Here is a 26,573-nt window from a genome sequence, read left to right as displayed (position 1 = left end):
GAGCCAATATTCGGTTGCCCGTCTTGCTATGGTCGTAACCATCATGGAGAGCTGACATCGCCACCTGTCCGCGCCCGAGGCGTGCTGCCCGGCGGACGTTCAACCGAGCTTCTTCCGGCGGTGTGCGATGTCTCCATCCCCCTACTTGCTCGCGCGTGACCTCGACAAGGTCTACGGCGACCGGCGCGTTCTCGACGGTGTCTCGTTGACCGCGTCTCCCGGGCAGAGGCTCGGGTTGGTCGGCGAGAACGGCGTCGGCAAGTCGACCGTCCTGAAACTGCTGGCCGGCATCGAAGAGCCGGACGCAGGCGAGATCATCCGGCCACCCGACTGCGGGTACCTGGCCCAGGAGCTGCCATACGACCTGGCCCACACAGTCGGCCAGGTCGTCGACGACGCGCTGGCCGAGATTCGCGACGCCGACCGGCAGCTGACGGAACTCAGTACCAAACTGGACGATCCAGCCGCACTCGCCGAGTACGGCGAGCTGTTGGAGTGGGCGCAGGCTCACGACATCTGGGACGCCGACCGGCGAGCCTCACTCGTCATGGAGGGCCTCGGCCTCGCCGGGGTGGCGCACGACCGGAAGCTCGGTTCGTTGTCGGGTGGGCAGCGATCCCGTCTCGGCTTGGCGGCGCTGTTGATCAGGCAACCCCAGGCGTTGCTCCTGGACGAGCCCACGAACCACCTCGACGACGAGGCCATGGCCTTCCTGGAGAGCCAGCTGACCCGACTGCCCGGCGTGGTTGTGGTCGCGTCGCATGACCGCGTGTTCCTGGACGCTGTGTGCACCTCGATCGTCGACCTTGACCCGACACGGGGCGGGATCACGCTGTACGGCGGCGCTTACACCGACTACCTCGACGCCAAGCGTGCCGAACGCGCCCGGTGGGAGCAGCAGTACGAGGCCGAGCAGGACGAGCTGAAACGCCTCAAACACGCCGTGGCCGTCACCGCTCGCGGAGTCGCGCACAACAGAGCGCCGCGTGACAACGACAAGATGAGCTACGACTTCTTCGGCGGCCGGGTCCAGAAGCAGATCTCGCGGCGTGTACGCAACGCGCAACATCGGCTTGACGAGCTGACTCGTACGCAGGTGCGTAAGCCGCCTGCGCCGTTGCGGTTCGCGGCGGCTCTGACGGCGTCGCCTGCGGAGAACAAGCTGGCTCTCTCCATGCGCCAGGTCCGCGTCGGCGGACGGCTCCACATCGGCCAGCTCGACGTAGTGACCGGGGACCGGCTGATGGTTTGCGGCTCGAACGGTGCCGGGAAGTCGACGTTGCTGCACGTGCTGGCGGGAAAGCTGGCCCCGGACGACGGCGAGGTCCGCCGTGCCCGGGGCGTCCGGGTGGGTCTGCTCGAACAGGACGTGGAGTTCCCGGAGCCGGCGAAGTCACCGCGCCAGCTGTACTCGGGCGCGGTGCCGCTGGCCGAGCTGGGCCTGGTGGCGCCGAAGGACCTGGACCGGCCGGTGAGCCGGCTCTCGGTCGGGCAGCGGCGCAGGGTGGCCCTGGCCGTCCTGATCGGCCGCCCGCCCGACGTGCTGCTGCTGGACGAGCCGACGAACCACTTGTCGCTGAGTCTGGTCGAGGAACTGGAGGACGCGCTGAAGTCCGCGCCCGGTTCGGTCGTGATCGCTTCACACGACCGGTGGCTGCGGCGGACCTGGGACGGAGCCGAGCTGGTCCTCCGGGACGGCCAGGTGGCGTGACCAGCAACCTCGCCCTCGGGTGTGCGTCCTTGGGCGAGGTCGTCGGGTACACGAGGAAGGTGATGCGGCCGCCCGGCTGGCTACCCACAGGTGCCCCTCCGCTACGCGTCGAAGCGTCTTGTGTAGCAGTTGGACAGGATGTGCGTAATTACCACGAAGCGCTGCCGCCCGCCGTGAGTCACCATTGTCCGGGGCAACGGGACCTCCTGGGGAGAGGGTCGAGGAAGCAATGACGGGGACCGCTCATTACAAGCGCCTAGTACTGGAGCTGTGCCGGGCGTTCAACGACGGGACGATTTCCAGGATCGACGACTACCTGACGCCGGACTTCGCCGACCTCGGAGTCTCAGCGGGGCCGGACTGGTTCAAAAGCTCCTTCCAGACGTTGCGGCGCGCGTTCAAGGACGCTCGCTGGGACGTGCTCGGTCTGGTCGCGGAAGGCACGACCACAGTGGTGCGGCTGCGGTTCACGGGAGTGCACGTGGGTGAGTACCTCGGCGTCGCGCCCACGGGGTGCGCGGTCAGCGTGGAGCAGGTGCACATCTACGAAGGCCGTGACGGGCGCCTGGCCACGCACTACTGCGTTCGCGACGACCTGGAACTGCTCGACCAACTTGGAGTGCGTCCGGACCCCACGATGGTCGGCAAGACCAAGCCGATGCGGAAGAAGAAGGTCACCGTCGCCGCGGTGTTGTGAGCATCATGAGGCCTGACCGGCCCGGATGACGGTTGCGGCCAGCGCGGCCCTGGACTCGACGTGCAGTTTGCCCCGGATGTTGGAGATATGAGTCTCGACGGTCCGTCTGCTGAGCCGCAACCGCTGCATGATCTCCCGATTGGTCAGGCCGTCCGCGACAAGCTGGGCGACTTCGGCTTCGCGGGACGTCAGTTGCGGAAGAATGGTCTGCACGGGTGACCTGCGGGGTGCCACAGCGTTGTGGCCCAACGCCCGCAATTGCTGGTACACGCCGTCTTGGCGGCCGGGCATGTCACAACGCTCGTACAGGCTCGCCGCCTTGGCCAGTTCCTTGATCGCCGCGGCGACGTCGCCGGACGCGGCCAGCGCCATGCCCAGCAGTTCGCGACTCTCCACTTCGGGCACTACGTGATCGGTCGCCTGGAAGGCCGATATCGCGGTGGCCGCGTGTTCGACTGCTTTGTGCGGCTCTTTCGACGCCATGTGCACCATGGCGTTCGAGAAGGCGAGATAACCCGATCGGTTGGCCAGCAGGTGACCGCCGGGACTCTCCGCGACGGACCGTTCCATCAGCGCGATCCATCTCCTTGCCTCGTCGGGACGTCCCCGGGACAGTTCCGCCGCCACGAGCCCTCTCGCGAAAACCGGGCGGTGCAACGGGTCCAGCAACGGCAACGCCGGACCGCCGGAGAGGCGCACCAGATTGGCCACACTGGCGTCGGCGTCACCGTTGATCAACCATGCCGCACCGAGCGCACATCCCGCGACCGCCGACCACCAGTCCAACGTGCCGCCGCACGCGCGCACGGCTCGTTTGCCCGCCCGCAACGCGAGGTCACGGTTGCGGCGGCTTGTTTCGACCATGCCCTGAATCGTGTACGACGCGGCCCGCAGTTTGTCGCTTGCGGACAGTTCAGCGACCTCGACCGCCTCGGCCGCGCTCGCACTCGCTTCGACCAGGTCGCCCAGCAGCATCTGCGCCATGGCCTTGCCGGTGAGCAGATACACGAGCTGGTGGCTCTGACCGGTGCGGGCCGACAACGCCAGTCCTCGGTCAAGGTGGCGCAAGGCGACGCGTGGCTGCGCCAGGTACAACTCCGCCCAGCCCAACGTCGCGGTCGCGTTTAGGTTGGCGGCCAGATCATCGTCGGACAGCTGGTCGATGACCATGGCGCTTTTTTGCTGCCACTCCAGCGCCGTCGCCGCGTCAGCCGAGCCGTAGGCGGCCAGGGCGTGCACCGCGCACGCTTCGGCTTCCAAGGTCCGGTCACCCAGGTCGCGTGCCGTGGCGAGGGCGTCGTCGATCCACCTGATGTCGATCCGGAAGTCACAGCTGATCAGTCCGACGGAACCCAGTTCCAGTTCGAGCCGAACCTTTTCGACGCGATGTGTCACGGGCAGGCGCGCCAGTTCGGCCAGCAGCAAGCCGCGGGCTTCCTGGTGATGGCCGAGCAGTTGCTCCACCCGCGCACACGACACCACCGCCGCTGCCCGCCGGGCCGGGTCGTCACGCGGCAACTGGTGCAGCACTGCTTGGAGGACATCGCGGCCCTCGTGCAGCGAACCACTCAGCACGAGCGCGTGGCCGAGCTCGGCCAGCAGCCCCAGTCGCTGGTCAGCGGCGGTCTCGGGCAGGAGGTCGATCGCCGCACGCAACCACTGGGCGGCCATGGCCGGGCCATGCGCGAGCGCCTCACGTGCGGCGCCGGTGAGCAGGTCGATTGCCTCCTGGTCACCTACGTGCGCCACCCGCATGACGTGCGGCGCTTGCTGGACGACCGGCGCGTCCACCAACGCCCGGGCCGCTCGTGCGTGTGCGCCGTGCAGCCAGCCGCGACTGGCGGACCGGTACGCGGCGCGCCGGACCAAGGGATGCCGGTAGCGCCATTTGGTGCCCGCCGCGCGGATCAGATCACGCGTGAGGAGCCCGGCGAGCGCGGACTCGGCTTCCTGCCGGGACATTTCCGCGACGAACGCGGCTGTGTCGAGATCGAACGGGTCGTCCAGGGTCGCGGCGGCGTGCGCGATCAGCCTCTCCGGTTCGGCGAGCACGGCCAGTTCCGCGCGCAGCACGGCGTCGAACGAGGCCAAGGTGCCCACTTTGGACAGCGCGTCCAGGTAGAGCGGGTTTCCGCCGCTGAGGTCGTAGAGCCGGTTGAGGCGGTGCTGCGACACATCCGGCCCGAGCAGTTCGGCGATCTGATCGCGGGACAACGGGGCCAGCTCGACGATCTCGCTGTTGCCCGCCGCGAGCGCCGCCGTCAGATGCGGCGGCTGCTGGCGCGGCCGATACGCCAGCACGATCACCATCGGCACCTGCGGCGGCCGACGCAACAGACGGCCCAGCAGCTCCGAGGTCGCTTCGTCGGCCCAATGCACGTCGTCGAGCGTCAGCACGAGTCCACCTGGACTGGCCAGCCACTCCAGCAACTCGCTCAGCGCGCCGTGCACGCGGTATCTCCCACCGCCGGCCGGTCGTTCGGCGGGTGCGAAATCCTCGATCGACGGCAGCACGTCGGCCAGCAACGCCAGCGACCGCTCGTCCAGCGGTGGCCGGCACCCGGCCAGGACGTCGTCAAGGGCGTCGACCAGCACGGAGAACGGCGCCGTCCCGGACAACTCCCCGGCTTGACCAGCCAGCACCCGGTGGCCCTTCTCAGCGGCCACCGCACGGAACTCCGCCAACAACCGGGTTTTGCCGATACCGGGTTCGCCGACGATCTCCGCGACGCACAACCCTGGGCGCGCCAGCAGTGACGTCAACACCGCGAGTTCGTCGGCCCGTCCCACGAAGTGCGCCATGGCCTCCATATCCCTATTCGCGCCGGGTGCGTTGCGCCGCGAGCGCAGCCCGCGAAGAGACTCCCAGTTTGGCGTAGATCCGCGTCAGATGGGTTCCCACCGTGCGTTCGCTGATGACCAGGGCCTCAGCGATCTGCCGATTCGACCGGCCGGCCGCGACCAGCTCGGCGATCTGGCGCTCCCGGGCGGTCAGCGTCTCCGAACCGGCCGTCCGGCGGCCGAGCTGCCGAAGCTCCCGGGTCGCCTGCGCGGCCAGGATCGGGGCCCCCGCGGCTGTGAGCAGCGCGGCGGCCTTCTCGAATTCGCTGACCGCGTTCGCTGATTCGCCCAGCGCCGCCGATGCCCGGCCACAGGTCAGGTAGGCGCGCCCGACATCGAACCGGGCGGCGACCCGTTCGAACGCCTCGACCGCCGCCAAGGCGTGGGTCTTGGCGAGCCGATTGTTCCCGGCGCCCAGCTCAGCCTTTGCTGCCGCGAGATGCGCCACGCCCACGCATATCGGCAGGTCAGGGTGAGTGGCTTGCTCGGCGCGCCACGCCCACTGCCGGGCGCGCTCGACGTGCCCGTCGGCCACGTCGGCGTTGGTCAGCTCCTCGTAACGGAGGGGGCGGCTGTACCTGTCGACCTTGGCCAAGTCAGGGCCGCCGAGCACGTCCATCAGCACGTCCATCCGATCCGGCTGGCCGGTCGTGAGCGCCAGCACCTGGCGTGCGCTGTCGGATGGGCTGGTGGGGTCGTCGTTGAGACGATCCATCGCCGACCGCGCGGCCTCGGCGGCACCCGCAGGATCACCCGCGACCAGACGGGTTCGGCTGATGACCATCAGAGCCATGCCGCGGATCGGTCGGCTGCCCTGGTCCAGCGCGAGCGCCGCGCCGTCCTGCGCATGACGACTCGCCTCGTCGAGTTTGCCGAGCCAGCGGAGCATGAGCGCTCGGCGTACCAGCAGTTGCGGCACCACGTACGCACGTCCGGTGGTCGTGGCGAGCGCGATACCTCGGTCGATGTGGCGCAGCGCGTCATCGAGACGATCAAGGGCCCCTTCGGCATGGCTCAACCAGATGACCAGTTCGATCCACTCGCCGATCTCGCCGTCCGGCAGCCCGTCGAAAAGCGACTTCGCCGCGTCACAACTCTCGATGGACTTGACCAGGTCACCCGCCAGGTAGCTGGCCCACGACATCAACGCGAGCGCCGCCGCCTCCAGCACTCGGTCGGCCGATCGGCCGGCGAAATCGAGGACCTCGTCGACGAGGTCGATGTGCTGTCCGAACTCGCCGCGCGCGACGCTGTTGAGAACCACCTCGAGTTTCAGCCTCGCCGAACCGATGGTGTGCGTCCCGTCGGGCAGCTCGGCCAGCAGAAGGGCGTGCGCGGCTTCTTGTTCACCGAGCAATCGCTCGACCATCCCGCACAGCGTCGCGGCGACGATCCGCGTTTCCGCGTCCTCACGCGGAAGTTCGGCCAACGCCGTACGCAGCAGGTCTCGGCTCTCGGCCAGCCGCCCCGTGATGGCCAGGGCACGGCCGGTCATGGTCAGCAGCCGCTGACGAAGCCGTGGTTCTCCAGGCGGCAGCAAGTCCAGCGCGACCTGGAGCCACTGTGCTGCGGTAGCCGGAACTTCGGTCATCGTCGAACCCGCGGCACGGACCAGCGTGCTGATCGCGTCGAGGTCGCCCGCCCGTGCAGCCAGCGCGGTGTGGTGTGCCCGGACGGCCACCGGCGCGTCCTGCTTAGCCAATTCGGCAGCGGCGCGTCCGTGCGCGAGCGTTCCCCAGGCCTCGTCGCCGTCGAGGTAAACAAACCGCCGGACCAGCGGATGACGGAACCGCAACCTGCGTTCGCCGTCCGCTCGGATCAGGTCACGGGCCAGCAGGTCGTCGAGCGCCTCCAGAGCGCTGCGGGTGTCCACGTCGGCGATCGCGGCCACCAAACTCGGCTCGAACGGGTCGCCCGCCACCGCGGCTGCCCGGGCAACCAGACGAACCACAGCGGGCAGCCCGGTCAGTTCGTCGACCAGCGACCTCTCCGCGGTGCTGCCCGACGGTGAGGTCAGCAGCCGCAGGTAGTACGGATTTCCGCCGCATCCGCGATGCAGATCGACGCAACGGGCCCGGGGCACGTCAGGTCCGAGAAGCTGCGCGAAGTCGTCAACGGACAGCGGTGCCAGGACGATCCGCTCGGCCTCGCCCGCTTTCGTCGCCTGATCGATCGCAGCGGTGACTTGGGCTGACGCCTGTGCGGGCCGATATGAAAGGACCGTGAGGATCGGGCCGACGGGAGGGTGGCGCATCAGATGCGCCAGCAGTTCGGCGGTCGCGTCGTCGAGCCAGTGCACGTCGTCGAGGATCAGGACGAGGCCGCTCGGTTTGGCCAGCGAATCCAGCAACGCCCGCGCCGCTCGGTGGATCCGGTACCGCTCAACCGTGGCCGGCTCAGGACCGAGTTCTGGAAACAGGGAAGCCAAGGCGGACCGATGTGCCTTGCCGAGGTCGGCGGCGCTGACATGTCCCGTGAGCGCAGTAGTGATCGTCCGGAACGGAACCCGCTGGGTGAGTTCAGTCGACCTGGCACCCAATACCAGCGCACCGTGATCCAGTGCGCGTGCGCGCACCTCGTCGAGCAGATGGCTCTTGCCGATGCCCGGCTCGCCGACGACTTCGAAGATCCAGGGCTTGCCGCCTAGCCGGTTGAGGGCAGCCGTGAACCTGGCCACCTCGTCAGCCCGGCCGAGCAAGGTCATGACGGGAAGTATCACAGGCTCCAACCATCGGTGACAGGGCTCCCCGAGTCTGCTCTCGACAGCCACTGTCGCTACCTCGATCTCGCCAGCCCAGGCATCTGGTGGCGCGGCCACGGAGACGATCTCCGACGACTCGCGCTGCCAACCGCCCTCGCAGGCGAGGGCGTCTCGCTCAACCGATCGATGGCCTCCTGCCTGCCGGTGGAACGGGTGGCGCGCCAGATGAGCCTCGCTCGTGACCTCACAGACACGGTCGCACCCAAGGCTCGAAACGCAATACCGTCGTCACCTGCTGGACAGTTACGCGGCGGATGGGGACCACTCATGATCGTGCTGGCGCATGTGAGCGACATTCACATCGACAACGAGCAGCGGAGCGTCGACAGGGCAACCCAGGTCTTCGACTACCTCCACCGGCTTCCCGGGAAACTCGACGCGATCCTGGTCACCGGAGACCTCGCGGATCACGGCCTGCCCGAGGAGTATGAGAAAGTCGCCAAGTTGTTCTCCGGTTCGCCGGCACTCCTGCACTGCCCCGGTAACCACGACTCACGCGGCCCATACCGCGAGGTGCTGCTGGGTGAAAGTGCGAGCGGCGAGCCCATCAACCGGGTGCACCGCGTTGGCGAGGCCGTGTTCGCCATGTGTGACTCAAGCATTCCCGGTCGTTCCGACGGCTTTCTCGCCGACGAAACGCTGGCCTGGCTCGAGTCGGTACTCATCGACGCCGCAGACGCTCCGGTGTTCGTGTGTTTCCACCACCCGCCGGTGCTGCTGCACATCCCCTTCATCGACGGGATCAAGCAGAACGGTGAGGATCGGCTGGCTGCGCTGATCACGCGATACCCCAATGTCGTGGCGGTTCTCTGTGGACACGCGCACACCAGCGCTGCGAGCACGTTCGCGGGCTTGCCGCTGCTTGTCGCGCCAGGCGTCGTGTCGACAGTCATGCTGCCATGGGAGACCGACGAGATCGTGGATCTCACGGTGCCGCCCGCGGTCGCCTTTCATATCCTGGACGACAACCGCCGGCTCACCACGCACTATCGCGTGATCTCACCAGGGCTTTAACGGCAGCACCGCTTCGACGTTCCCGCCGTCCACGCCGGGACGGGCCTCGCAGCGTCCGCCCACCTCCGCCGCGCGTTCGGACATCGACGCCATGCCGACACCCGGCGCCCAGCCGTTAGGTCCGGGACTGCCGTCGTCCCGGACCTGGATGTGGAGATCATCGCTGACGGTGATGCGCACGCGGACGTTTTCGGCGCCCGAATGCTTCGCCGCGTTGTTCAACGCCTCCGTGCTGATCCGGTAGGCGGCGACTTCGACGGCCGCGGGAAGTTCGGGCATGTCGGCCGGTGCCTCGACGCTGACCGTCAGCGGGCGCCCGCCTTCCTGATAGGACAGTCGCTCGGCTTCCCGGTGCAATGCGCCGACGAGCCCCAGTTCGTCCAGGGCGGGGGGACGGAGGCCTTCGACGAGCCGCCGGATCTCCACGATCGCGTCCCCGATGTCGCCGCGGAGGCGCACGAGAAGGTCCACCGCGGTGTCCGGGTCCGTCCGAGCCAGATTTCTGACGGCGTCGGTCGCGTACGCGACACCGCTCAGCGTCGGCCCCAACCCGTCGTGCAGGTCGCGGCGCAGACGTCGTCGTTCTTCCTCACGTGCGGCGACGATGCGTTCTCGTGACTGCTGCAGTTCCTCGGACAACATCGTCGCTCGTAACGCGACACCCAATGGGATTGCCATGACGGACAACACGTGCATGTCCTGGCTCGCCAGTCGGCTTTGCCCGGGACGGACCCCGATGACCAGTTCGGCGCCGGCCGGGCCTGACGCGGCGAGGGGGACCACCTCAAGCACACCGGCGGCCGATCCGGACGCTGCGACTTCCCTGCCTTGCAACCTGAACGCCACGTAGGGAAGTTGCATCGCGTCACGCACCGCCGTGAGCAAGTCGTCCAACGACCCCATCTCGGGGTCGAGGCGTGTGCTCAGGTGGTTCAACGCACCGACCGGGTCGCGGCGGTGCCCGTAGAGCACGCGGTCGAGGACACGCTGCAGCCGGACCCTGACCGGGTCGAACAACACAGCCACTGCCACGGCGACCAGTGCCGCCACGCCCAAATGCGTCTCGAGGTTCAACGCCCGGCCCAGCAGCACGACCAGACCGGCGTAGATCATGATGACGCCTACGGTCAGCAGCAGGAACAGCAGGCCACGCGACACCAGGAGCCGGATGTCGAGCAGCCGGTATCGCAGGATGGCGATCGTCATCGCCACCGGTACCAGCGTCGACGTCGCGAGCAGCAAGCCCGGGCCGAGCCGCATGAGCCAAGGCAAGGACGCCCAAGCGTTGCAGATCAAGGCCAAGACCAGCCACAGCAGTTGCCGGCGCAACACCTCGTCGCCGCGCAGGTAGCGCAGCAGCAGTGAAACCAGGACGGCGGCGATCAAACCCAGCCATGTGAACCTGGCAGCAGCCCAGCCGATGAGGACGAGCGGACTGGCCACCACCAGCGCGCCGGCGAGCACTCCCCACCACTTGCCGGGCAGTCTCCCGGTCGGAAACATCAGCAACGCCAACGGGAGAAGCAAGGCGGCGGACAAGATCCAGGCCTCGTGGCCCGGAACGCCGCCCAGCGGGATTGTGACAGCGCTCGCTGCGTGAGCCAGGCTCGCGGTCAGGAAAAACCACCCGATCGGGTTCTTTGGGCGTTGCGAGGCAAGCAGAGCACCACTCGCGGACAACGCCACGCCCATCGCCGCGTTGGCGACCACAGGACCCCAGCCCGCGCGTCCCATCACAGCCAGCACAACGGCAACGGTCGCGCCCATGGCAGCGACCGTGAACATCGCCCAAGCCAGACTGGTCGTCGGGCGGCGAGCGGAAAGCGGCACCCTGTAATACTCCGTCGTCCAGGCCGATTTGTCCTGGGATCAGGGTCCCGAACTCGTCCGGAGTGTTTCCCGCCGTTCCCCGGACCCGGCCTCTGCCAACTGAGGGTGGTAGTGGGCCAGAGTTGCCGTCCCGGGAGATCCCACCTCTCACCTGCCTCGAAGGGGTAGCACATGTGTATCCGGGTCAGCGTGCTCGCGACGGTCACGTTGTCTGCACTGCCCTGGTCATCTGGGGCGTGCCGACGACTCGACACAACGCGTCGGTGGCTCCGACCGAGATCCGCGCCGACTGGCAGGACACCGACGGCATCCCAGCCGGAGCCTCCAGGTCGATGAAGTTGTTCGTCGGACGGTAAAGGCAGGCTCGCCAGTTCGAGATGTCGATTTCGGGTGACGGTGACGGCGGATCGATGCAGTGGGACTTCTTCGACTGCGGTGCGCCGGTGAGGACCGATGCACCGGCGCCGGGCCAGAACGAAGGCAACTGAGAACAGGCCGCCGATCACCGTTCCCCCAGCCGGTGACCGGGCAGGGAATCACCCTGTCCTGGCAACAAGTCCGTACGAACGGACCGTTCGTACGGACTCATCGAATCGGCTGGCCCTGAACAACGCAAAACTGTCGGACCCGTCCTCTACGGTCGCAGACATGACAAACACAACGCCCGACATCAGGGCCATAGCAGCAGTGCACGAAGCCGAGAAGCAGCAAGGCCGTTGGGCCGCGGCGCAGATTCGTGACTTGGCCAAGTTCGCAGGATGCCGGCCACCAGGCAGGCCAGGGATCAAACTCGCCGACGGCGCGCCCGAAGAGGTCGCCGCCACCCTGCACATGTCGATCAGGGTGGCCACGAACCGAATCCTCGAAGCCGACTACATCGTCCGGCGTCTACCCGCCACGCTCATTGCCTTGGAAGAAGGCACAATCGACATTGCTCGTGTGCGGGCGACGTGTCAGATCACCAAGCCATTGTCCGATGAGGACGCACGCCGGGTCGAAGAGGCCGTTCTCGCTCAAGGGCCACATGCGACGTACCAGGAGTACCGACGCGCGCTGCGGCGCCAGGCGATGAAGGTGGACCCGGAAGCCGCTGAACGGAAACGTAAACAACGGGAGGAACAGCGCGACGTCGTGACCCGCAAGTCCGAGGACGGATCGGGCAAGCTCGTGGCGACGATGCTGGCCGGTGAGGTCGAGGCGGCCTACAACGTGCTGAATCACCTTGCCTACAGGGCGAGGACGCCGAATGACACCCGCACGCTCGCCCAGCGCAGGGCCGATGTGCTGGTCGATCTCGTGCTGGGCAGGAATCGCGAACGAGTACAGGCCAACATCAACGTCACGGTGCCACTGAGCACGTTGATCGGCTTGAACGACAAACCGGGTGAACTGTCCGAGTACGGGCCCATCACCGCGGAGCAATGCCGCGAGCTGGCGAGGAACGGAGCGCTGCGTCGACTCGTCACGGACGACTTCGGGCATCTGTTGGACGTGAGCCCCTATCGCTATGCCGCACAAGGTCTGGCGAACCGAATCCGGATGAGGGATCGCAAGTGCCGGCAGCCCGGGTGTCCTGTGTCCGAACGAAGGTGCGAGATTCATACCAAGTCGGAGGGAACCGGCCGTCGTCAGCGACGACGAGAACGCGACTACCGCTTGATGTGCAAGCGTCATCGGTTGATGCACGAACGCGCGAAGGGCTGGATACTCGCCCAACCTGAACCCGATCGGGTGGTCTTCGTGACACCCACGGCGCAGGTGCGGCAGGTCGTGGCGGAACGGTTCGAAGAACCAGCCGCCTAGCGCCCGAGGCCTGCTTCTCGTGCTCGCACGATGGCCGCTGCGCGGTCGACCACCCGCAGCTTGGCGAAGATCGCTGAGATGTGGTTGCTCACGGTCTTGGGCGCCAAGTGCAACTGGCGGGCGATGACGGCGTTACCAAGCCCTGCGGCCACCAGGTCGAGCACTTCTCGTTCGCGGGCAGTCAAGTCAGGGAAGGGCTCAGCGGCACGGGGTGTGGCGAGGAGGTCCAGGACTCGGTGGGCGACGTTCTGCCCGAAGATCGCTTCGCCCGCCGCCACACCACGGACCGCGCGCACGATGTCCTCTTGGCCTGCGCCTTTGAGGATGTAGCCCCTGGCGCCGGCTCGCATCGCCGAGACCACTGACTCGTCGTCGTGGAACATCGTGAGGACCAGCACCGCCACTTCCGGGGCGGCCCGCAGAACCTCGCGAGTCGCCGCGATCCCGTTCAAATTTGGCATCTGGAGGTCGACCAGCAGCACATCCGGCCGATGCTTGACCGTTTCCTCAACGGCTTCCCGCCCGGTGGTCGCCTCGGCGACCACCGTGATCCCTTGGACGGAGGACAACAATGCCCGCAACCCACCACGAACCACAGGATGGTCGTCCGCGAGGACCACCGTGAGCTCCTGCTCCGGCGGTAGCGGTGTCATGGCGCCTCCGTCGTTCTCGGCGGGACTTTGTTCCTCGCCCAGAGTGTGGCGGACTGACGCGGCCTCCATTGGCGGATCATCCCGCCTGCCGACTCCCAGAGGGGAGGGACCGTGCACCTAGTCCGGCCGGGAAATGTTCCCGGCCGCGATCCAGTTCGCGCATGTCCGTGTTCCGCGGTTGCCGACACAGGTGCCCGGCCTCCGGCTCTCATGGGCCGTCGCTCCCAAGATCAGCGGGATCGGCCTTGCGGCCAATTCCGTGTACGCACATAAATCCGTGGCACCACATCATCTCGCAGCGTGTCAGCCCGCGAAATGGGCCAGGTGAACGTGCTTGATCTGGCGGTCTGGCCGTAGGCGCATGGTCGCCAGCATGTCGGACCGCACGCCCAGCTGGCCTAGCAGGGCCAAGTCGTCCCGGATGTAGTGGTGGGTCGCGAGTCGGCCGTCGCGGCCTTCGTAGAAGTGGACCTGCTCGACGTCGATGTGGCGCCTTGTGGGTGCCACCCCGACGATCTCTCCTACGTGGACGCCGGTGAGGCGGACCCGGAGCACCACTGTGGATCCTTCGGCGACGAGGCCGAGCACCTCGGACCTGGGTTCGTGCAGCGCGGCGCGCCACTGCCGGACCACTGCCTTGTATCCCTCCGGCCCCGGGGGCATGTCTCGCTCCGCGAAGTCGGGGGTGAGCAGGTCGTCCACGCCCGACAGGTCGCCGGCGTTGAAGGCGTGGTTGAGCGCGAGGACGAGGTTCTTGTACCGCGAGTTGGGCGCAGACCGATCGCTCATGCCGAAAATCCTGCACGGTGTCGGCCATTCGGGGTATCCGTGGCACTACCGAATTCACTACATAGAGCCGTCGCGACTGAGCTGTTCCGTCAGGCGGCGGGGACGGCCTCGATGCTGGTGAAGACCGGTTTGCCCTCGGCACGGGCCTGCTCCATCATCTCGTCCGCACCTGCGGACGGTCCACCGACTCGCAGGACGGCGTCGCAATCGGGACAGCAGTTGCCGGGCGATCGGGTGGAAGATGTCGTTGAACGGGCCATCGCCGACTCTGGTTGATCCGGCGAGCTGGATCAACGGCAGGGCCAGGGCCTCGCCGGTGACCGGTAGGTGTCCGGCCCGGAACAGGCGCAGAGCCGCTTGGTTCATCGCGTCGACGTTGGCTGCGAGCTTGGCGGGATCGTCGCCGGTACCGGACCGGTACGGGCCCGCGACCAAAATCATCAGGGACAAGGTTGCTCCTTCAGGCCAGCACGACGTCAACGCCGACGTCGCGGATGTGGTTCAGGGTCTCCATGGCTGTGCCGGGGCCGGGATCGTCGGTCACGAACGTGTCGACGTCGTCAAGGCCGGCTACTCGGGCGAAGGCGCGTACGCCCAGCTTGGTGGAATCGGCCACGACGACCGTCTTGGTGGCGCGGCATCGTGCGTGTTGCTTCACGGTGGCGTCTTCCATCGAGAATTCCGACCACCCGAGCTCGCGGTGCACGGCGCCGATCGACATCACGAAGGTGTCGAACCACAGTTCTTCCAGCATCCGGAGAGTCAGGTGGCCGACGAGACTGCGCTCCCCGGCACGTGACTCGCCCCCGATCACCAGCAGCCGGATACCGGGTTTGTCGGCCAGCGCCTGCGCGGCCTGCAGACTGAGCACAGCGACCGTCAACGGGGCGCGGGCGATCAGGCTGCTCGCGAGTGCGGCTGTGGTCGTTCCGGCGTCCAGGAGGACGGTCTGGTCGGGGTCGATCAGTTCGGCAGCCGCCGCGCCGATGCGGTGTTTGGTCGCTGCCTGCCACGCCTCGCGGGCGGCGAAGCCTGCTTCCTCGGCTGGTGCGGCGAGCGAGACCGCGCCGCCCCGGACTCGCTGGACCAGGCCCCGCGCTTGGAGTTCGTCGAGGTCACGCCGCACCGTCATCAGGGAGACGCCCAGCCGGTCGGCCAGTTCGTTCAGCGATATCCGTTCGGCGTTGCGCACCAGGCGCAGCGTCAGGTCCAGTCGATCGGCGACAGCCATAAGACCATTTCTATCATCATCTTGGTAGAAATGGTAGATTTTTGTGAGATACGGGTTCTGCTGGTCCAGCGCGGAATCTGGGACCGGGTATCGGCCTGACATTGCCTGTGCCGACACCGCCGCGGTGACTTCCTCACCACTAGGATGAGTGAGTGAGAGTGGCGCGCAGGGGTGACCAGCCCTTCGTCGGCGGCCTGCCGCCTGGACGGAACCACCGTCCATGACCGGTCCGGCGGAACGGGAACTGAATCGCCTCGGTCTGTTCTACGCCGTGGTCATCCGTGCTGTCGTGGTTGCGCTCTGCAGCCTGATCTCGTGGGTCACCACCACGCCACGGGACGTCCTGCTCACCGCTCTGGTCATTGTCGGCTTCAACGCGTGGAACGTCTTCTTCACCGTCCGGATGCTGCGGCGGCGCCAACCCTGGCTACTCGCGGCAGACCTGGCGGTCGTCGCCGGAGTGTGTCTCGCGCAGGTGTGGACGACGGCGCCGGAGATGCAAGCCGACCGCGTGAGCTGGGTGCTTGTCGCCACCTCGATCATCGTCGTGGCGTACCAGTTCCACTCGTCGACGCTGGTCGGCGGGGTGGCCACGCTGGTGGTCCTGGCCGCGTACCTCACAGGCGGTGTGCTGGCCGAACTCCAGGACTGGACCTTCGTCGTGCCCATCGGGTCATGGATGGTCATCGAGGCGATCCTCGGCCGTGGCCTCTATCTGCTGGTGCGGCACGGCGGACGGGCCGCGGACCGGGAGTTCGAACGCGGGGAGCAAGCTCGGCGGAAGGCGGCTGTCGCGACTGCCCGGCGCGCGGACGAGCGGGAGTACCTGGCGGCTCTGCACGACACGGCCTCAGCGACGTTGCTCATGGTCGGCGCTGGTGTGGCGAACCGGCCGGAGCCCTGGCTGTCCGAACAGGCCGCGCGTGACCTCGAAGTGATCGAGGGGCGTACCGATCCCGCGGACGGCGAAGTCGAACTGGTCCTCATGCTGCGCCATGTCGTCGAACACGTGCCGGTCCGGATCGAATGGCGCAGGCAGGACCCGGCCAAATTGCCGGCCGTGGTGGCCGTCGCGTTGTGCCGGGGCGCCCGCGAAGCCTTGACGAACGTCGTCCGGCACGCGGGCGTCGACGTCGCCGAGATCGCTGTGGAACACGTCGGCGGCGTCGTGCGGGTCCGGATCCGTGACCACGGCCGAGGTTTCGATCCGGCCAGATCCGGGGGCCACGGTTACGGCGTGACGGGTTCGCTGGTCGAGCGGATGGCGCGTCTGGGCGGCCAGGCCGTCGTCACGAGCGCGCCAGGGCAAGGCACCGAGGTCGTATTGGAGTGGCCCGATGCACGCGCCTGAGCTCGACGTCCCTCGGCACGCCGAAGACGTCGCCACCAAGTACATGCGGGGCCTGCGGTGGGGCTCGGCCGGGATCAGCCTGGTCATCCTGTACGGCCTCGAGGTGCCCAAACTGCTTGCCAACTGGGATTCCTACCGGCCGGTCGAGGTGCAGATCGCCGCTGTGGCCGTGCTGACGGTCGTCTCGGTCCTGGGCGCGTTCGACCGGACTGTGCGGCGCTGGCGTTGGCCGTTGCTTGTTCTCGTGCTGGCGACGTCGATCGCGGCGACGGTGACGGTCGCGCCCGTCGACCGGCTGGGAACGCCGCACTGGTCCGACGAAGTCGTGGGCTGGTCGTTGGTTCTGCTCGCCATGGGCAGGCCCGCCGGGCTCTTCGCCGGACTGCTGGCGGTGCACTACGTCCCCGCGTTCCTGCTCGCGATCTTCGACGGCCCCGTCGACGTCACCTTCGCGGGCGTGGTGAACACGACCTTGGTCTCGTCGGCGTTCCAGGTCGCGGTCATCCTGTTCGCCAACGCGTTGCGGCGGATCGCGATGTCGGTGGCCAGGATGGCGCGCGAGGAGGAGCAGGTCCGGACCGCTGAGGCCGTCGCGGCCCAGTTGCACGCCGACCGCAAGGACCGGTACGCCGCGCTCGCCGAGACCACCGCCCCGGTGCTGGCCGGGCTGGCCGCCGGGGCGCTCGATCCCGGCGAGGAATCCGTGCGGCGGATCTGCGCGATCGAGGCCGCGCGGATGCGCAGGCTCTTCGGGGAGGCCACCGTCGGGCCGGACCCGTTGGTGGACGAACTGATGGCGTGCGTCGGCCTGGCCGAGCGAAACGGAGTGTCGGTACGGTTCTCGGAGCGGGGCGAACGGCCGCCGGTGCCTGTCACGATGCGCCGGCTGCTCACCGAGCCCGCTGTCGCAGTGCTGGCCACGGCTCGTGGCGACGTCCGGCTCACCGTCGTCGGCACGGGAGAACAAGTCACCGTCAGCGTCGTAGCGGAGTCGGTGCCCGACGCGGTGCCGATCGTGGACAACGACGAGATCACCACTTCCACTGTGACCAGTGGGGACCTGTTGTGGGTGCAGGCGACCTGGAGGGGCCGCGGATGACGAGCATCGTCGTGGTGGACGACCACCCCGCTGTGATCGCGGGGGTCAAGGCGTGGTGCCAGGCCGCCGACCCGCCGATCGAGGTGCTGGACTCGGGCCCGAGCGTGTCCGTGGCCTGGCTGGATCCGGGGGACCGGGCCGATGTCGTGGTGCTCGACCTGCAGCTGGACATCACCGGTCCGGCCTACGGCGACCTCAAGCGGCTGGTCGACGCCGGCCGCCAGGTCGTCGTGTACACCATGCGGGAGGACCGGGAGACCGCGCTGACGTGCCTGGACATCGGCGCCTTCACGTACCTGACCAAGGCTGAGGGGGAAGACCACCTCGTCGCGGCCATCCACGCGGCGGCCAGCAACACCCCGTACACCCCGCCGGCCTTGTCGGGCGCCCTGGGCACTGATACGAGAGCCAACCGGCCGAAGCTCACCCAGCGCCAGATCGACGTGCTGCTCGAGTGGTTCCACTGTGAGTCCAAGGAGATGGTGGCGCAAAAACTGAACCTCACCGTGAGCACGGTCAACGGCTACCTCGACCGGGTCAGGGTGAAGTACGCCAACGTCGGGCGCGAAGCACCGACGAAGGCGGCGCTCGTGGCCCGCGCCATCCAGGACGGCATCGTGCGGGTCGACGAGCTCTAGCCCCGATGAGGGCTGATTGACTGTCAGCCGCCACCTCGCGGACCGCTTACCGTCCAGTCGAGCGATCCCGATGGGGAGGGGAGTCCATGGCCGCCACCAGGATCCCGGTCAGTGTGATCGAGGACCATCCGTTGTACCGAGCCGCCGTCGCCGAACTGCTGGCCGACGCGCCGGACATCGAAGTGGACGCCGTCGCGGGGTCGGTGGCCCAGTTCGCCGCCCACCGCGAACATCCGGCGGGTGTGGTGGTCCTTGATCTGCGCCTGCCGGGCGTGCAGGGTTCGGCGGCCGTGGTCGAGGTCGTCGGCATGGGCCATCGTGTGCTGGTCCTCTCGGCGTCTTCGGGGCGTGCCGAGGTGCTGGCCGCGATGGCCGCCGGGGCGCGCGGCTACCTGTCGAAGGACTCCGACGGCGCCGAGATCCTGCACGCGATCCGCCGGATCGCGGGCGGCAACAGCTACGTCAGCCCGATGCTGGCGGCGCACGTGCTGGACGCGATGCCGGGCCGGGACAACGGCCTGGTGATCGAGCTGTCGGCGCGGGAACGTCAGGTGCTCTCCCTGGTGGCGGCAGGGGAACGGGACCAGGACATCGCGGAGGCGCTGGACATCAGCATCCGCACTGTGCGGTCGTACCTCGACCGGATCCGGGACAAGACGGGCCAGCGGCGGCGGCCGGAACTGACCAGGTACGCCATCGAGAAGGGCGTCGCGTACACGCCAACGTCACCGACCGTGCCGGTGTAGCCGATGGACGTCCTCCTCGCGGTGTTGGCAGCCGGCGCCGCAGTCGTCGCTGCCTTCGTGATCGGCTCACGGCACGGCCGGGCGGCCGAACGGGCTGAGCTCAACCGCTACGTCCACGACAACGTGTTGCAGGCGTTGGAAGCCATGGCGATGCGGACGCCATCGGACGCCATCGACGCCGAGGCCAAACTGGCGGAGCTCCGCAACGTCGCCAGGGCGCAGGCCATCGCGCTGCGCCGGGGTTTCGTCGAACCGGCGGCCGGTGGGCGGCTGACCGAGGACCTGGCCGCCGTGGCGACCGACATGGCGCGGGACGGGCTGCGTGCGCAACTGGTGATGGCCGATATCGACGACCAGTTGCCGGAGGCCAGGCGCAAGGCGGTCAGGGACGCGACCAGGGAAGCCCTACGCAACACGTTGAAGCACGCCCAGACCACGCAGGTGACGGTCCGTGTCGAGGAGCGGGACGGCGGGATCGCGGTGACCACGCGGGATCACGGCGTCGGCTTCGACATGGCCGAGCGGCCGCGCGGGTTCGGCATCAACGAGTCGATCATCGCGCGGCTCAGCAAGGTGGGCGGCCATGCCGACATTGTGTCCCGGCCGGGCGGCGGCACGCGGGTGACCTTGTGGGTGCCCAGGTAGCTCACGTGCGGGCGAGCTGGGCAGCCGGATGCCGAGGACGATCAGCACCACGCCGTAGATGAACACCCCCGCGTGACCGACTGCGCATGGCTAGACAAGCGGAGTCGTAGCTCCGTATGATGGATCCGGAGTGAAGGTTCCGATTGTGGGGGTGGAAGATGACGCTGAGCCCGTTTGAGGTCGTCCAGCAGTTGATCGCCGGCATCTCGTCGGAGACATGGACGGATTTGTCGCGGCTGTACGCCGAGGACGCCGTGGTTGAGCACCCGTACGCGGTGGACGGGCCGTCACGGATCGAGGGACGGGCTGCGCTGCACAGCCGCTTCAGTGGCGCGCGAGAACGGCCATTCAAGGTGACCGCCCACCACGTCGTGGTGCGTCAGACTGACGATCCGGAGGTCGTGGTGGCCGAGTACGACTATCGCGTCGACGTGCACAGGACCGGTGAGTCGTTCGAGGTGGCCAATGTTCTGATCGTCCGCGTGCGCGACGGCCTCATCGTGCATTCGCGCGACTTCCACGACCATCACGCGCTGGCGAGGGCTGTGGCCGCGTAGCCGGCCGGGTGCTGGTGGCCGGGCGGCCTCCGGCCCCCGGTCACCAGCTTACCGACGGGGTCCGACAACGCCCGGGTCGTTGGTGTGGGTTGTCCACAGCGTTGTGTGGACAGGGAAGCTGGGCGGCCTCCGGCCCCCGGTTGCCAGCGTATCGGGAAGGTCCGACAACGGGCGGATGTGTGGCCTGGGTTGTCGCCAGGCCATCGGTCACAGGGAAGGGGCGCCGCCGTTGCGCCAGCGGGCGTTGTAGCGCTCGCGTTCCGCCTGCTTCAGGGCTTTCCGCACCTGCGAGGCGTACTGGTCCGGGTAGCCGTGCCGGGTCACGCGGCTGTCGACACTGTGCGTCGAGAAGATCAGGGAGTAGTACATGCCCGTATAGACGCCCAGGCCCAGGCCGACGAGCACGATCATCAGGTCGAAGTCGAGCCACACGGCCAGCACCAGGTAAAGCAGGGCCAGGATCGGCGCGAGGAACACGATCCGCCGGATCACGTGCCGCACGAGCCAGGTCGGCACCGTCGCGTCGTGCAGGACCCATTCGCGGTACCGGTCGGGCAGTTTGCCGCCCACCGCGTACCACAGCCACAACGCCGGGTTAGGCCGTTTCACGTCCATCGGGTACCACTCCCGTCCAGGTTCACACACCCGCCCGCGCCTAGTGTGCGCTCCCTTATGTCCGGGTTCGCAGGCAGCATGGGTCCCCAGTGACGTGGATGACTGTCCGGGCGCCATCAATTCCGGCCGGTGCGGCATTCCGTCTGTCGAAAGTGGCGTCGCGGGAAGCCGCCGACCAGCGGAAACCCGTGCCGTGTGCACGCATGGCCGAAATCGTCAACGGCTCAGGACGAAACGACGTCATTCGCGCCGATGACGGCACCATTATTCGCCTCCCGGCCGGGGACGTCCATCGCCGTGCGGTCCTGATCCCGGAACTTCAGATCTGCTTTGTCGGATGGTCGCATTCCAGCAAGCGCGGCTTCAGATCCTGACCATTCCTCCTCATATGCGGAGATCCCGAACTCCGGACTCGCGCCCTGGCGGATCTTGGAATCGGTATCCGCCCAGTACGGCACGGGCGGTCACCGCACCAGGCAGGCCACGGCAGCCCGAACGCTTTGGACCGGTCCAATCCGGCCACCTTGCGCACCGTGGGATCCGCACGAAACTCAGGCACTTCGGCGTGGCCGTGGTTCATGACTGTGCTCAGTTCCTGGCGGGAACGTTCTCGCACTTCACCGGTTGCTTCGAACTAATGTTCGATATCGGGATAGCCTGCCACACGCCCAAAAGGGCGATTGACCGGCCCGCCAACAACAGCGACTCTTTTCTATGACGGTCGCCGCCGGTGCGGTTCGCGGGGAGTCGCACCGTGTGCGCCCAGAGGGAGGCTCGTATGAAGAGTCTGGGTCGTGGAGCGTCGATCCCGTCATTGCATGACCATCCCGAAATAGGTCATTCGCCCGCGTAACGCGGATCCTCCTTTTTATTTTCGCAGGCCACGGGCCGTCTGCCCTGCTCAATAGACGGTCCGGCGGTCGCGCACACCCCACTGAAGAGAAAGGGGGATGCGGTGAAGCAGACGCCACCCGTCAGTACCGCGGTTGTGTTCCTGCTCGGTCTCAACCTCAGACCGGCTGTGACCAGCCTCGGCGCCGCTCTCGAAGATGTCTCGGCAGCACCGGGCATGACCGCCGCCGTCGGCGCGGTCCTGGTGGCCCTGCCGTTGTGGGCAAGTGGAATCGGCGGTTGGGGGACACCTTGGCTGCGTGCGCGCACCGGTATTCACCGGGCCGTCACATGCGCGCTCATCATTCTTGGCGTGTCGTTGATCCTCCGGGTCCAGGGTGGTCCCGAACTGTTGATCGCCGGGACTTTGCTCGCCTGTCTCGCAATCGCGGTCGTCGGCACCGTCCTCCCGGTTCTCGTGCAACCCGCGTCGGCGCGGACGAGAGCCAGTTACACGCTCGCGCTCGGCAGCGGCAGCACAATAGGCGCACTGGTGACGCCCACATTGGTCGCGGCTTTCTCGTGGCAGTTCGCCCTCGCCTGCTGGGCATTGCTGGCCGCGGTGACCGTCCACGTGTGGCAGAGCGCGCCACGGTCCAGCATGGTCTTCGTGCACAGTGCGCTCAGCCCGCGGAAACTGTTCCACTCGCGAGCCGCGTGGCACCTCACCGTCTATTTCGGACTTGTGTCCACATTGACTTTCCTGGTGATGGGCTGGCTGCCGGTGATCCTGCGGGACGCCGGGCTTTCCGCGAGCACCGCGGGTTTCTGCCTGGCCGTGTCGATGGCGATGGGCCTGCCGATGATGTGGCTCGTGCCGTTCTGTGTGCACAGATGGCGCAACCAATGGATTCTGGTCGTGTCGCTCGTCGCGGTGAACGCCGTCGGTGTCGCCGGATTGCTCGTCGCTCCGGCGTTCCTGCCCTGGGTCTGGTCGATCGGGCTCGGCATCGGAATGGGCGGCCTGGCCATGGCCCTCACCACCATCTCGGTGAAGGCGGCGGGCAGTTCCGATGTGACCACGGCGTTGTCCGGAATGGTGCAGGGACTCGGCTATTTCATCGCCGGAGTCGGCGCGCTCGCGTGCGGCCTGGTGCACAGCATCACCGACGGCTGGACAGCGCCGTTGGTGATGGCCCTTGTCGTCCTGGCCGGACAGGTCTGGTGCGGCGTGCAGGCGACCCGGCCCGGTGTCATCGCGCCGAAACCGGAACCCGTGTTCGTGCCCGTACCCGGGAGCTCGATGCTCGTCGAGCCGCCGATCCCGCTGCCGCGGCTGCCGATCGTGCCGACCCAGCAGGAACGAGTCGGTCAGGAGGGATGACGCCTGTTCACCGCCGGTAATCGCCGCTGCGGCCACCGGACTTCGCCTCGAGCCGGACGTCGCCGATCACCATGTCCTTGTCGGCCGCCTTGCACATGTCGTAGACGGTCAGCGCGGCCACACTCACCGCGGTGAGCGCCTCCATCTCCACACCGGTCTTCCCGGTGACGGAGACGGTCGCCGTGATGGTCAGGGTGCCCGGCCCGGTCGGGCCGAGGTCGACGGTGACGCTGTCGAGGCCGAGCGGATGACACAACGGGATCAGCTCGCCGGTCTTCTTGGCCGCCATGATCCCGGCGATCCGCGCGGTCGCGAGCACGTCACCCTTGGCGATCCTGCCGCCGGTGATCAGCTCGAGCGTCTCCGGCTTCATCGAGACCACACCGGACGCGACCGCGACGCGGCGCGTCACCGGTTTCTCGCCCACGTCCACCATGCGAGCCCGGCCCGCGGCGTCGAGATGGGTCAGCCCTGGTGTGTCGATGCTCGGCCCTGCGAGCTGGTCGCCGGACATGGTGCGCTCATCCTCCACGGGTGTGCATTTCCAGGTGCGGGTCTCGCTTCAGGGTCTCCACGCTGACGAAGACCTGCTGCCCGCGGGCGCGCTGGCCGACCCGGTCGACCGCGCCACGATCGCGTCGCTGCTGCCACGTGCCGGTGATCAGCTCACGCAGCTCGTCGGGTGACGCGCCCGCACGCAGCGGCGCGCGCAGATCGGTGCCGGTCATCGCGTACAGGCAGCGTAGCCACATCCCGTCGGCGGTGAGCCTGCTGCGGTCGCAGGTCGCGCAGAACGGCTGGGTGGTCGACGAGATGATCCCGAAAACCGTTCCGTCCGGCAGCTGGAACCGGTCGGCCGGTGCCACATCCGTTTTGCGAAGTTCTTCGACCGGACCGTACTCCCGCGCCAGGGTTTCCAGGATCTCCTTGCGGGAGAAGACTTTTTCCGGCGTCCAGCCGGTCGCGCCGCCGACGTCCATGTACTCGATGAACCGGACCTCGGCCGACATCTTCTTGCCGAATTCGACCAGATCGGCCAGTTCGTCCTCGTTGACCCCGCGCATGACGACCGTGTCGATCTTCAGGTCGGTCAGCCCGGTCGCCACCGCCGCGTGGATCCCGGCCATCACGTCGGGATACGTGCCGCGCCTGGTCAGCTCGGTGAACCGGTCCGGCCGCAGGGTGTCCAGGCTGATGGTGAGCCGGTGCAGGCCCGCTTCCCGCAGGTGTTCGGCGTGCCGGGCCAGCAGGACTCCGTTGGTGGTCATCGCGAGGTCCTTCACGCCCGGCAGCCCGGCCAGCCGCCGGACCAGTTCGGGCAGGTCACGGCGTAAGAGGGGCTCGCCGCCGGTCAGCCGCACCTTGTCGGCCCCGAGCGACACGAACACCTCGGTGAGACGTTCGATCTCCTCGAAGGTCAGCAGGTCCTCGCGGGGCAGCCAGGCGTACTCCTCCTCGGGCATGCAGTACCGGCACCGGAGGTTGCACCGATCGGTGAGGGATATCCGCAACGCGCCCATCGGGCGGCCGAATACGTCGACTGGAATGCCGTCCACACCCGAGGCTAACACCTTGATCGTGGGGCAAGTGTGAGGCGGCGACGTGATGAACGCTGCGTTGACCTGCCGCGCTCGCGGCGTCACCGGCCGCCTTCGTTCCGGATGACGGAAGAACGATGCGGCGCCGGATTGTCCAGGCCATTCAACAAGGCACATCCGGCCGTTCCGGTTGCCGATTGACAGACGGGCCGGGCAGGTGGTGTGATTCGGCTTACTGTTAGGAAAGTTTCCTATCCAATTGAGGAATCGATCCCCCGCAAGCCGCCGCCCCCGACCCCTGCAGGAGGCATCAGTGGCACGCTCGAGACGGGTCGCAGCCGTGCTCAGCCCGGCGCTGGTCACGACCGCGATCACCGCAGCCGTGTTCACCGTTCCCCAGACCGCGTCCGCCGCGCCGGTCACGTACCAGTCCGAAAGCGCGACGATCTCGCGAGGCGTGGTGGAGTCCAACCACACCGGGTTCACCGGCTCCGGGTTCGTCAACTTCGACAACGTCACCGGCAGCTACGTCGAGTACACCGTGAACGCCGCGGCCGCGGGCCGCCACTCACTGGTCTTCCGGTACGCCAACGGAACCACGGCCAGCCGCCCGGTGGACGTCACCGTCAACGGCACCCCGGCGGTGTCCGGCCTGTCGTTCCCCGCGACCGGCGCGTGGACGAGCTGGCAGACGGTCAGCACGAACGTCAACCTCGTGGCGGGCACCAACCGCATCCGCACCACCGCGACCAGCGCCAACGGCGGCCCGAACGCCGACTCGTTGACCGTGGACGTCGCGGGCACCGAGCCGCCTCCCGGCCCGGCGGACAGCCCGGTCGCCCTCAACGGCCAGCTGCACGTGTGCGGCACCAAACTGTGCAACGAGCGCAACCAGCCGATCCAGCTGCGTGGCATGAGCACGCACGGAATCCAGTGGTACTCCCAGTGCGTCAAGAGCCAGTCGCTGGACGCGCTCGCCACCGACTGGAAGGCCGACATCTTCCGGATCTCGATGTACATCCAGGAAGGCGGCTACGAGACCGACCCGCGCAAGTTCACCGACATGGTGCACGGCTACATCGAGGAGGCCACCAAGCGCGGCATGTACGCGCTGGTCGACTGGCACCAGCTGACCCCGGGCGACCCGAACTACAACACCGCGCGGGCCAGGACGTTCTTCACCGAGATCGCCCAGCGGCACAAGGACAAGAAGAACGTCATCTACGACATCGCCAACGAGCCCAACAACGTCAGCTGGGCCAACGTCAAGCGCTACGCCGAGGAGATGATCCCGGTGATCCGCGCGCAGGACCCGGACGGTGTCGTGTTCGTCGGCACACACGGCTGGTCGACGTTCGGCATCTCGGACGGCAAGAGCGAGACCGAGGTGTTCAACAACCCGATCAACGCCACCAACTTCATGTACACGTTCCACTTCTACGCGGCGACGCACCGGGACAACTACCTCAACGCGTTGTCCCGCATCGCCGACCGCGTCCCGGTCTTCGTCACCGAGTTCGGCACGCAGACCTCCAGTGGTGACGGCGGCAACGACTTCGCCATGTCGCAGCGGTACATCGACCTGATGGCGCAGAAGAAGATCGGCTGGACGAACTGGAACTTCTCGGACGACTTCCGTTCGGGCGCGGTCTTCAAGAGCGGTACGTGCGCCGGCACGAGCTTCGCCGGCACCGGCCCGCTCAAGCCGGCCGGCGTGTGGGTGCGTGAGCGCATCCGTACTCCGGACAACTTCTAGCACCGCGTTCCTCGTCAGGGAAACGCCCCCGGACGTGGCCGTCGCCGCGTTCGGGGGCGGCTTTTCGCCCGGGCTTTCCCTGA

At 67.6% G+C, this 26,573-nt stretch carries 22 protein-coding genes; 12 read left to right on the top strand and 10 right to left on the bottom strand.

The window, feature by feature from the left end; genetic code table 11:
* Window positions 1–127 precede the first annotated feature (127 nt).
* Together GC106_RS16980 and GC106_RS16975 are read left to right on the top strand one after the other, a co-directional pair.
* The gene (locus GC106_RS16980) at window positions 128–1,711 is read left to right on the top strand and encodes an ABC-F family ATP-binding cassette domain-containing protein (protein ID WP_173131164.1); all 1,584 of its coding nucleotides are present in this window, start codon (window positions 128–130) and stop codon (window positions 1,709–1,711) included.
* A 229-nt stretch (window positions 1,712–1,940) separates the two neighbouring features.
* Window positions 1,941–2,408, top strand: a complete 468-nt coding sequence (locus GC106_RS16975; RefSeq protein ID WP_173131161.1) for an ester cyclase — start codon at window positions 1,941–1,943, stop codon at window positions 2,406–2,408.
* A 3-nt stretch (window positions 2,409–2,411) separates the two neighbouring features.
* Here GC106_RS16975 and GC106_RS16970 read toward each other — a convergent pair whose 3' ends face one another.
* Together GC106_RS16970 and GC106_RS16965 are read right to left on the bottom strand one after the other, a co-directional pair.
* Entirely contained in the window at window positions 2,412–5,210 is a 2,799-nt protein-coding gene (locus GC106_RS16970; RefSeq protein WP_173131158.1) for a helix-turn-helix transcriptional regulator, read from the bottom strand.
* 13 nt (window positions 5,211–5,223) lie between these two features.
* Complete coding sequence (locus tag GC106_RS16965; protein ID WP_173131155.1) at window positions 5,224–7,953, bottom strand: ATP-binding protein; 2,730 nt, start codon at window positions 7,951–7,953, stop codon at window positions 5,224–5,226.
* Window positions 7,954–8,277: 324 nt separating this feature from the next.
* On the opposite strand from GC106_RS16965, the gene GC106_RS16960 reads away from it, so the two are divergent.
* Window positions 8,278–9,024: a metallophosphoesterase gene (locus GC106_RS16960; RefSeq protein WP_173131152.1), complete on the top strand. Its 747-nt coding sequence runs from the start codon at window positions 8,278–8,280 to the stop codon at window positions 9,022–9,024.
* On the opposite strand, the gene GC106_RS16955 is transcribed toward GC106_RS16960, so the two are convergent.
* Entirely contained in the window at window positions 9,010–10,791 is a 1,782-nt protein-coding gene (locus GC106_RS16955) for a sensor histidine kinase (protein ID WP_173131149.1), read from the bottom strand. The two genes, GC106_RS16960 and GC106_RS16955, sit on opposite strands and share 15 nt — an antisense overlap.
* A gap of 516 nt (window positions 10,792–11,307) precedes the next feature.
* Between GC106_RS16955 and GC106_RS16950 the strand changes: the two genes are divergently transcribed.
* Entirely contained in the window at window positions 11,308–12,657 is a 1,350-nt protein-coding gene (locus tag GC106_RS16950; RefSeq protein ID WP_173131146.1) for a DUF222 domain-containing protein, read from the top strand.
* On the opposite strand, the gene GC106_RS16945 is transcribed toward GC106_RS16950, so the two are convergent.
* The 3 genes from GC106_RS16945 to GC106_RS16935 all read right to left on the bottom strand — a co-directional run bounded on the left by GC106_RS16945 (window position 12,654) and on the right by GC106_RS16935 (window position 15,330).
* The gene (locus tag GC106_RS16945) at window positions 12,654–13,310 is read right to left on the bottom strand and encodes a response regulator (RefSeq protein ID WP_173131143.1); all 657 of its coding nucleotides are present in this window, start codon (window positions 13,308–13,310) and stop codon (window positions 12,654–12,656) included. The two genes, GC106_RS16950 and GC106_RS16945, sit on opposite strands and share 4 nt — an antisense overlap.
* A 303-nt stretch (window positions 13,311–13,613) precedes the next feature.
* A complete protein-coding gene (locus GC106_RS16940) occupies window positions 13,614–14,099 on the bottom strand; it encodes an ester cyclase (RefSeq protein ID WP_173131140.1) in 486 nt (161 codons plus the stop codon).
* 460 nt (window positions 14,100–14,559) lie between these two features.
* Complete coding sequence (locus GC106_RS16935; protein ID WP_173131136.1) at window positions 14,560–15,330, bottom strand: DeoR/GlpR family DNA-binding transcription regulator; 771 nt, start codon at window positions 15,328–15,330, stop codon at window positions 14,560–14,562.
* A gap of 220 nt (window positions 15,331–15,550) precedes the next feature.
* Here GC106_RS16935 and GC106_RS16930 point away from each other — a divergent pair, with 220 nt between their 5' ends.
* The 6 genes from GC106_RS16930 to GC106_RS16905 all read left to right on the top strand — a co-directional run bounded on the left by GC106_RS16930 (window position 15,551) and on the right by GC106_RS16905 (window position 20,366).
* Window positions 15,551–16,681, top strand: coding sequence for a sensor histidine kinase (locus GC106_RS16930; RefSeq protein ID WP_173131133.1), 1,131 nt, complete (start codon window positions 15,551–15,553; stop codon window positions 16,679–16,681).
* Entirely contained in the window at window positions 16,668–17,780 is a 1,113-nt protein-coding gene (locus GC106_RS16925; protein WP_173131130.1) for a hypothetical protein, read from the top strand. Before GC106_RS16930 ends, GC106_RS16925 begins: the two co-directional genes overlap by 14 nt.
* Window positions 17,777–18,418, top strand: a complete 642-nt coding sequence (locus GC106_RS16920; protein WP_173131127.1) for a response regulator transcription factor — start codon at window positions 17,777–17,779, stop codon at window positions 18,416–18,418. Before GC106_RS16925 ends, GC106_RS16920 begins: the two co-directional genes overlap by 4 nt.
* An 86-nt stretch (window positions 18,419–18,504) precedes the next feature.
* Window positions 18,505–19,164 (top strand): response regulator, encoded by a 660-nt coding sequence (locus GC106_RS16915; protein WP_173131124.1) that lies wholly within the window; start codon window positions 18,505–18,507, stop codon window positions 19,162–19,164.
* A 3-nt stretch (window positions 19,165–19,167) separates the two neighbouring features.
* Entirely contained in the window at window positions 19,168–19,809 is a 642-nt protein-coding gene (locus GC106_RS16910) for a sensor histidine kinase (protein WP_173131121.1), read from the top strand.
* A 158-nt stretch (window positions 19,810–19,967) separates the two neighbouring features.
* The gene (locus GC106_RS16905) at window positions 19,968–20,366 is read left to right on the top strand and encodes a nuclear transport factor 2 family protein (protein ID WP_173131117.1); all 399 of its coding nucleotides are present in this window, start codon (window positions 19,968–19,970) and stop codon (window positions 20,364–20,366) included.
* 207 nt (window positions 20,367–20,573) lie between these two features.
* On the opposite strand, the gene GC106_RS16900 is transcribed toward GC106_RS16905, so the two are convergent.
* On the bottom strand, window positions 20,574–20,981 hold the full coding sequence (locus GC106_RS16900) for a DUF5313 family protein (protein WP_173131114.1): 408 nt from the start codon (window positions 20,979–20,981) through the stop codon (window positions 20,574–20,576).
* 224 nt (window positions 20,982–21,205) lie between these two features.
* Window positions 21,206–21,439, bottom strand: coding sequence for a hypothetical protein (locus tag GC106_RS16895; protein ID WP_173131111.1), 234 nt, complete (start codon window positions 21,437–21,439; stop codon window positions 21,206–21,208).
* 497 nt (window positions 21,440–21,936) lie between these two features.
* Between GC106_RS16895 and GC106_RS16890 the strand changes: the two genes are divergently transcribed.
* A complete protein-coding gene (locus GC106_RS16890) occupies window positions 21,937–23,196 on the top strand; it encodes an MFS transporter (protein ID WP_173131108.1) in 1,260 nt (419 codons plus the stop codon).
* A 7-nt stretch (window positions 23,197–23,203) separates the two neighbouring features.
* On the opposite strand, the gene moaC is transcribed toward GC106_RS16890, so the two are convergent.
* Both moaC and moaA read right to left on the bottom strand, forming a co-directional pair.
* On the bottom strand, window positions 23,204–23,710 hold the full coding sequence (moaC, locus tag GC106_RS16885) for a cyclic pyranopterin monophosphate synthase MoaC (protein ID WP_173131105.1): 507 nt from the start codon (window positions 23,708–23,710) through the stop codon (window positions 23,204–23,206).
* A gap of 7 nt (window positions 23,711–23,717) precedes the next feature.
* Window positions 23,718–24,752 carry a GTP 3',8-cyclase MoaA gene (gene moaA, locus GC106_RS16880; protein WP_217280598.1) on the bottom strand — a complete coding sequence of 345 codons (1,035 nt, stop codon included), beginning with the start codon at window positions 24,750–24,752 and terminating at the stop codon, window positions 23,718–23,720.
* Between the two features lie 295 nt (window positions 24,753–25,047).
* Here moaA and GC106_RS47820 point away from each other — a divergent pair, with 295 nt between their 5' ends.
* Window positions 25,048–26,490 carry a cellulase family glycosylhydrolase gene (locus GC106_RS47820; protein WP_312872692.1) on the top strand — a complete coding sequence of 481 codons (1,443 nt, stop codon included), beginning with the start codon at window positions 25,048–25,050 and terminating at the stop codon, window positions 26,488–26,490.
* Window positions 26,491–26,573 lie beyond the last annotated feature (83 nt).

This window comes from Kibdelosporangium persicum, from assembly GCF_013280595.1.
Classification (GTDB): domain Bacteria; phylum Actinomycetota; class Actinomycetes; order Mycobacteriales; family Pseudonocardiaceae; genus Kibdelosporangium; species Kibdelosporangium persicum.
The sequence above is the reverse complement of the archived record's forward strand: the minus strand, read 5'-3'. Positions and strand labels throughout refer to the sequence as shown.

Excerpts from the sequence above, each read along its gene's own strand:
- GC106_RS16980 (WP_173131164.1), top strand. The coding sequence starts at position 128 with ATGTCTCCATCCCCCTACTTGCTCGCGCGTGACCTCGACAAGGTCTAC.
- GC106_RS16975 (WP_173131161.1), top strand. The coding sequence starts at position 1,941 with ATGACGGGGACCGCTCATTACAAGCGCCTAGTACTGGAGCTGTGCCGG.
- GC106_RS16970 (WP_173131158.1), bottom strand. The coding sequence starts at position 5,210 with ATGGCGCACTTCGTGGGACGGGCCGACGAACTCGCGGTGTTGACGTCA.
- GC106_RS16965 (WP_173131155.1), bottom strand. The coding sequence starts at position 7,953 with ATGACCTTGCTCGGCCGGGCTGACGAGGTGGCCAGGTTCACGGCTGCC.
- GC106_RS16960 (WP_173131152.1), top strand. The coding sequence starts at position 8,278 with ATGATCGTGCTGGCGCATGTGAGCGACATTCACATCGACAACGAGCAG.
- GC106_RS16955 (WP_173131149.1), bottom strand. The coding sequence starts at position 10,791 with ATGGGCGCGACCGTTGCCGTTGTGCTGGCTGTGATGGGACGCGCGGGC.
- GC106_RS16950 (WP_173131146.1), top strand. The coding sequence starts at position 11,308 with ATGCACCGGCGCCGGGCCAGAACGAAGGCAACTGAGAACAGGCCGCCG.
- GC106_RS16945 (WP_173131143.1), bottom strand. The coding sequence starts at position 13,310 with ATGACACCGCTACCGCCGGAGCAGGAGCTCACGGTGGTCCTCGCGGAC.
- GC106_RS16940 (WP_173131140.1), bottom strand. The coding sequence starts at position 14,099 with ATGAGCGATCGGTCTGCGCCCAACTCGCGGTACAAGAACCTCGTCCTC.
- GC106_RS16935 (WP_173131136.1), bottom strand. The coding sequence starts at position 15,330 with ATGGCTGTCGCCGATCGACTGGACCTGACGCTGCGCCTGGTGCGCAAC.
- GC106_RS16930 (WP_173131133.1), top strand. The coding sequence starts at position 15,551 with ATGACCGGTCCGGCGGAACGGGAACTGAATCGCCTCGGTCTGTTCTAC.
- GC106_RS16925 (WP_173131130.1), top strand. The coding sequence starts at position 16,668 with ATGCACGCGCCTGAGCTCGACGTCCCTCGGCACGCCGAAGACGTCGCC.
- GC106_RS16920 (WP_173131127.1), top strand. The coding sequence starts at position 17,777 with ATGACGAGCATCGTCGTGGTGGACGACCACCCCGCTGTGATCGCGGGG.
- GC106_RS16915 (WP_173131124.1), top strand. The coding sequence starts at position 18,505 with ATGGCCGCCACCAGGATCCCGGTCAGTGTGATCGAGGACCATCCGTTG.
- GC106_RS16910 (WP_173131121.1), top strand. The coding sequence starts at position 19,168 with ATGGACGTCCTCCTCGCGGTGTTGGCAGCCGGCGCCGCAGTCGTCGCT.
- GC106_RS16905 (WP_173131117.1), top strand. The coding sequence starts at position 19,968 with ATGACGCTGAGCCCGTTTGAGGTCGTCCAGCAGTTGATCGCCGGCATC.
- GC106_RS16900 (WP_173131114.1), bottom strand. The coding sequence starts at position 20,981 with ATGGACGTGAAACGGCCTAACCCGGCGTTGTGGCTGTGGTACGCGGTG.
- moaC (WP_173131105.1), bottom strand. The coding sequence starts at position 23,710 with ATGTCCGGCGACCAGCTCGCAGGGCCGAGCATCGACACACCAGGGCTG.